Annotated in this window: 6 protein-coding genes; 3 read left to right on the top strand and 3 right to left on the bottom strand. The window is 70.2% G+C overall.

Features of this window, described 5'->3' with window-relative positions; all coding sequences use genetic code 11:
• Positions 1-939 (bottom strand): sigma-54-dependent Fis family transcriptional regulator (locus AD428_RS22305; RefSeq protein ID WP_152968196.1); only part of this gene is annotated, 939 nt, incomplete at its 3' end.
• Positions 940-1,142: 203 nt separating this feature from the next.
• Between AD428_RS22305 and adh the strand changes: the two genes are divergently transcribed.
• Both adh and AD428_RS22295 read left to right on the top strand, forming a co-directional pair.
• Positions 1,143-2,672, top strand: a complete 1,530-nt coding sequence (adh, locus tag AD428_RS22300) for an aldehyde dehydrogenase (protein ID WP_053246628.1) — start codon at positions 1,143-1,145, stop codon at positions 2,670-2,672.
• Positions 2,673-2,729: 57 nt separating this feature from the next.
• Positions 2,730-3,110 (top strand): DUF779 domain-containing protein, encoded by a 381-nt coding sequence (locus AD428_RS22295; RefSeq protein WP_053246627.1) that lies wholly within the window; start codon positions 2,730-2,732, stop codon positions 3,108-3,110.
• Between the two features lie 249 nt (positions 3,111-3,359).
• Here AD428_RS22295 and AD428_RS22290 read toward each other — a convergent pair whose 3' ends face one another.
• Both AD428_RS22290 and AD428_RS22285 read right to left on the bottom strand, forming a co-directional pair.
• On the bottom strand, positions 3,360-4,013 hold the full coding sequence (locus AD428_RS22290; RefSeq protein ID WP_053246626.1) for a 2-hydroxychromene-2-carboxylate isomerase: 654 nt from the start codon (positions 4,011-4,013) through the stop codon (positions 3,360-3,362).
• Positions 4,010-4,249: a DUF2917 domain-containing protein gene (locus AD428_RS22285; protein ID WP_082308552.1), complete on the bottom strand. Its 240-nt coding sequence runs from the start codon at positions 4,247-4,249 to the stop codon at positions 4,010-4,012. Before AD428_RS22285 ends, AD428_RS22290 begins: the two co-directional genes overlap by 4 nt.
• A 171-nt stretch (positions 4,250-4,420) precedes the next feature.
• Here AD428_RS22285 and AD428_RS22280 point away from each other — a divergent pair.
• Positions 4,421-5,260: LysR substrate-binding domain-containing protein (locus AD428_RS22280; protein ID WP_053246624.1), on the top strand; the 840-nt coding region annotated here is incomplete at its 3' end.

Raw genomic sequence — 5,260 nt, 5'->3', positions numbered from 1 at the left:
GGGCGGCGCGGCCGGGCTCGCGGCGGCGGCGCCGGGCGCGCGCTCGCTGGGCCAGCGCAGGCGCGCATGGAACACGGCGCCCCGGTGCGCGCGCAGCCTGCCGCCCGAAACCGGGCAGCGCGCCAGATCGCCCTCGAAAAGATCGCCGTAGCGGTACACGCCCAGCGCCGTGGGCGGCAGATCGAGCGCCTGCAGGGCGATCCGGTTTGCCGCCACCAGTAGGCCGTCGTGAAAAGCGAGCAAAGCTTCGCCTGGAGCGCCCAGCCCGGCTGGCCGGGCGTGCAGCGCCAGCACGGCGCATTCGGAGTGCGCGTCGAGGAACAGCCTGTGCTCGACCCGGTCCGCCGCGGCCTGCACGCAGGCCAGCACGTCGGGCCGCGCGGCGCCGGCCTGGCTGGAGAGGTCCAGCACGCCCAGCGGCCGGCCGGCGCCGTCCATGATCGGCACGGCGGCGCAGGTGAGGATGCGGTTGGGCTCGAAATAATGCTCGGCGCCATGCACGGCGATGGCGCGGCCCTCGACCAGCGCGGTGCCGATGGCGTTGGTGCCGGCGGCGGCCTCGTCCCAGGATGCGCCCGGCATGAGCGCCACGCGCGAGGCCCGCTGCGCAAAGCCGGCGTCGCCTTCGGTATCGAGCACCAGCCCCTGCGCGTCGCACAGGATGACCAGGCCGCCGCTGGCTCCGGCCTGCCGCTGCAGGGCGGACATGGCCGGCGCGGCCAGCCGGCGCAGGGCCTCGTTGCGCTCGCGCGCTTCGCGCAGCTCGGCCTGGGTCATGAGTTCGGCGCGCCGCGCGCCGCGCATGTCGAAGCCCCGTTCGGCGCAGCGCCGCCACGAGCGCAGGATGGGTTCGGCCACTAGGCCGCCGGGCACGGCGCCCTGCGTATGGAAAAGCTGTCGCGCCTGCGACAGCCACGGCGGAGAGTGGGACTGGGCCATGCATGTCTCCTGGGACGGCGTTCTGCGACACCTGTTCCGCGACAGCGTCGCAAAAAGCGACACCAGCGGGCGCGTGGAAGCCTACTTTCGCACGCGCCCATGCGGCTGTCCAGCCGCCCACGGACATGGCATGCGTTTTGCTTCGTGACAGTCAGGCGGGCGCTCGCCGCCGCCCCATTCCAACCATATCGGAGACAAACGCCATGGACATCGCAACCCGCGTCACGCCCGGCACCTACGGCACCCCCATCGACATCAAGGAGCAATACGAGAATTTCATCGACGGACGCTGGCAACCGCCGGCCAGCGGCCAGTATTTCGACAACGTGACCCCGATTACCGGCGAAACGCTGAACCGCAGCGCCCGCTCGAACGAGCGCGACGTCGAGCTGGCGCTGGACGCCGCGCACCGCGCCGCACCCAAATGGGCGGCCACCCCGCCCGCCGAGCGCGCGCGCCTGCTGCTGCGCATCGCCGACATCATGGAAGCCAACCTGGAGCGGCTGGCCGCCGTGGAAACCTGGGACAACGGCAAGCCCATCCGCGAAGCCCGCGCGGCCGACATTCCCCTGGCCATCGACCACTTCCGCTACTTCGCCTCGGCCATCCGCAGCCAGGAAGGCAGCCTCTCGGAAATCGACGCCGACACCGTGGCCTATCATTTCCACGAGCCGCTGGGCGTGGTGGGCCAGATCATTCCCTGGAACTTCCCCATCCTCATGGCCGCATGGAAGGTGGCTCCCGCGCTGGCCGCCGGCAATTGCGTGGTGCTCAAGCCCGCCGAGCAGACGCCGCTGGGCATCATGGTGCTGGCCGAGCTGATCGCCGACGTGCTGCCCGCGGGCGTGCTCAACATCGTCACGGGCTTCGGGCTGGAAGCGGGCAAGCCGCTGGCCTCCAGCAAACGCGTCGCCAAGGTCGCGTTCACGGGCGAAACCACCACGGGCCGCCTCATCATGCAGTACGCGTCGCAGAACATCATTCCGGTCACGCTGGAGCTGGGCGGCAAGTCGCCCAACATCTTCTTCGACGACCTGGGCGCCGAGGACGACGACTTCTTCGACAAGGCCATCGAGGGCTTCGTGATGTTCGCGCTGAACCAGGGCGAGGTCTGCACCTGCCCGAGCCGCGCGCTGATCCAGGAATCGCTGTACGACCGCTTCATGGAGCGGGCGCTGGCGCGGGTGGCGGCCATCAAGCAGGGCAACCCGCTCGACGCCGACACCATGCTGGGCGCGCAGGCGTCCACCGAACAGCTCGAGAAGATCCTGTCGTACCTGGACATCGGCAAGCAGGAAGGCGCGGAGGTGCTGGCCGGCGGCGAACGGGCGCGGCTGCCCGGCGCGCTGGAGAACGGCTATTACGTGCAGCCCACGGTCTTCAAGGGGCACAACAGAATGCGCGTGTTCCAGGAAGAAATCTTCGGGCCGGTGGTGGCCGTGACCACCTTCAAGGATGCCGACGAGGCCCTGGCCATTGCCAACGACACGCTCTACGGCCTGGGCGCGGGCGTGTGGTCGCGCGATATCAACACCTGCTATCGCATGGGCCGCAGCATCAAGGCGGGACGGGTGTGGACCAACTGCTATCACGCCTACCCGGCCCATGCGGCGTTCGGCGGATACAAGCAATCGGGCATCGGGCGCGAAACGCACAAGATGATGCTCAACCACTACCAGCAGACCAAGAACCTGCTGGTCAGCTACTCGCCGAAGAAGCTGGGCTTCTTCTGAGCGGGCGCGTGCCGGGCGCTTCGGGGCTGCCCCGCGGCGCCGGCCGGGAGAACGAGCATGGCAGAACACACGCCGCGCGTGGTGGCCACCGACGAGGCGCGCCGCCTCATCGAGACTCTGCGCGCCAAGCACGGTCCGCTGATGTTCCACCAGTCGGGCGGCTGCTGCGACGGCAGCTCGCCCATGTGCTATGCGCAGGGCGAGTTCCTGGTCGGCGGCTCGGACGTGCTCCTGGGCGAGCTGGAGGGCTGCCCGTTCTACATGGGCGAAGACCAGTTCGCCTACTGGGAGCACACGCAGCTCATCATCGACGCCGTGCCGGGCCGCGGCGGCGCGTTTTCGCTGGACAGCGCCGAGGGCATGCGCTTTCTGCTGCGCTCGCGCCTGTACACCGACGAAGAATGGGCACGGGTGGCGCCCGTGAGCCGGGCCGGCTAGGCCCGGTGCGCGCGGCGGGTGGCGCCGCGCGCGGCTCCGGGGGCTGGGGCGCGTCAACCCTGGGCGCCCGGCTTTGCGCCGTCCCCGGGCCGGGCACCGGGCGCGGCCTGGCCAGACTGTTTCCACTGGAACGACACGCGCCGGATGCGGGCGGCGCGGAACTGGGTGATGGAGCGGCCGCCCGGCATGGGCGCGCCGCGCAGGGAACTGCTGGCGTTCTTCATTGCAATACGGAAGGTTGGGAAAAAATCAGCTCGCCCGGGCGGCGGGCGCCCAGGCGGTGGCGGGCGAAGCCCGGCGGGTCCAGTCCAGGGCGTCTTCCAGGCGGTCGTTGCCCCAGAACATTTCGCCGTCCACGAAAAACGTCGGCGCGCCGAAGATGCCCAGGTTGCGCGCCCGGTCCACCTGCCGGCGCAGCGTTTCCTTGACGCCCTCGCTCTTGGCGCGGGCGATGAGCCCGTCGGCGTCCAGGGAGAGGTCGAGCAGCAGCTCGCGCACCACGTCTTCGGACTGGATCTCGCGGTCGTGCTGGAAATTGGCGCGGAACACCGCCAGGCAGAAGTCGCGCCCCCAGGATTCGTCCTGCCCCAGGATGGCAATGCGGGCGGGCAGCACGCTCATGCGCGGAAACAGCCGCGGACGGCGGTAGACGACGCCGTACTTCTCGGCCAGGCGCGCAATGTCGCGCATCATGTACGCCCCCTTGCCGGGAAACAGCCGGAACGGCGAGTCGTTCCAGCCCTGGGCCTGGAAAATCGGGCCCAGCAGGAACGGACGCAGGTCCACCGTCACGCCCGACTTGCGCGCCAGGTCGCCGATGCGCTCCATGGCCAGGTAGCTGTAGGGGCTCGCGAAGTCGAACCACATCTCGATGCGAGGCGCGAGGGGCAGCGGTGCATTCATGGACAAAGCTCCAGGTGGCCGGCGGGCTGGGAAACGAGGGCGACCTGCGCGTCGGGCAGGCCGCTGAGCACGACGTCGCAGTCGCTGCCGACAGTCAGCGCCTGGCCCGCGCGCAGCACGCTGTCGTCGGCGCGCTGGTATTCCGACACCCAGAGCAGGCCGGCCCGGCACTGGATGCGCGTGCCGGCGGCGCGCCGCAGCCGCACCACCGATCTGCCGTTCAGATGCAGTGACATTCCTTCGGAGCAAGAGAGCTGGATCATGGCGCGCCTCCGGCCGCATTGACGGCCCCGGCGGCGGACGGCGCGGGCCATTCCGCACCGTTTCCGTCGCATGAGTGATATTGAACGCCCGGCGGGCTATATTGCTCAAGCGACATTTGCGCGCGCATCGCATGAGTAACAGGAATGTCATACCCCCTCGCCAAGCTGCCTCCGCTGGATCTGGTCAAAGGCTTCGTCGCCGTGGGGCGTCACATGAGCATTACGCAAGCGGCCCGCGACCTGCACGTGACCCAGTCGGCCGTCAGCCGGCAGATCCGGGCCCTGGAGGCGCATCTGGGCGTCGCGCTGCTGGTGCGCGGCTTCCGCAGCGTGACCTTCACGCCCGAAGGCGCGCAGCTGTTCCGCATGGCCGACGCCTGGCTGGGCGAGCTGGGGGAACTGGCGCAGGAGCTGCGTGCGCCCCAGCGGCGCACGCCGGTCACCATTACCACCACCATCGGCGTCGCCTCGCTCTGGTTGCTGCCCCGGCTGGGCGGTTTCCAGGCCGCCCACCCGGACATCGACGTGCGGGTGGCGGCCGACAACCGGGTGCTGGACATCGACCGCGAGAGCGTGGACATCGCCATCCGCTACAGCCCGCGGGAGGCCGTGCCCGAAGACGCCGTCTGGCTGTTCGGCGAATCCGTGGTGCCGGTGGCGCACCCCATGCTGAACGTGCGCGCCCTGAACGCGGCCGAACTCGCGCGGCACGTGCTGCTGGAATTCGACGACCCCACCCGGCCCTGGCTGCAGTGGCAGGAGTGGCTGGCCGCGCGGCGCCTGGGCCGGGCGCGGCCCAAGAGCATGCTGCGGTTCAACCAGTATGACCAGATCGTGCACGCCGCGCTGGCCGGCCACGGCATCGCGCTCGGCCGGCTCGCCCTCATCGCCCCCATGCTGGCGGACCGCCGGCTGGTCGTCGTGGGCGACCCCGCCGACGCCGCCGAACACGCTTACTGGCTCGTGCGCAATGCCCGGCGCAGC

This window comes from Achromobacter sp. DMS1, from assembly GCF_001270295.1.
Note: the sequence above shows the minus strand (reverse complement) of the source record. Positions and strands in the feature narration are given on the sequence as shown.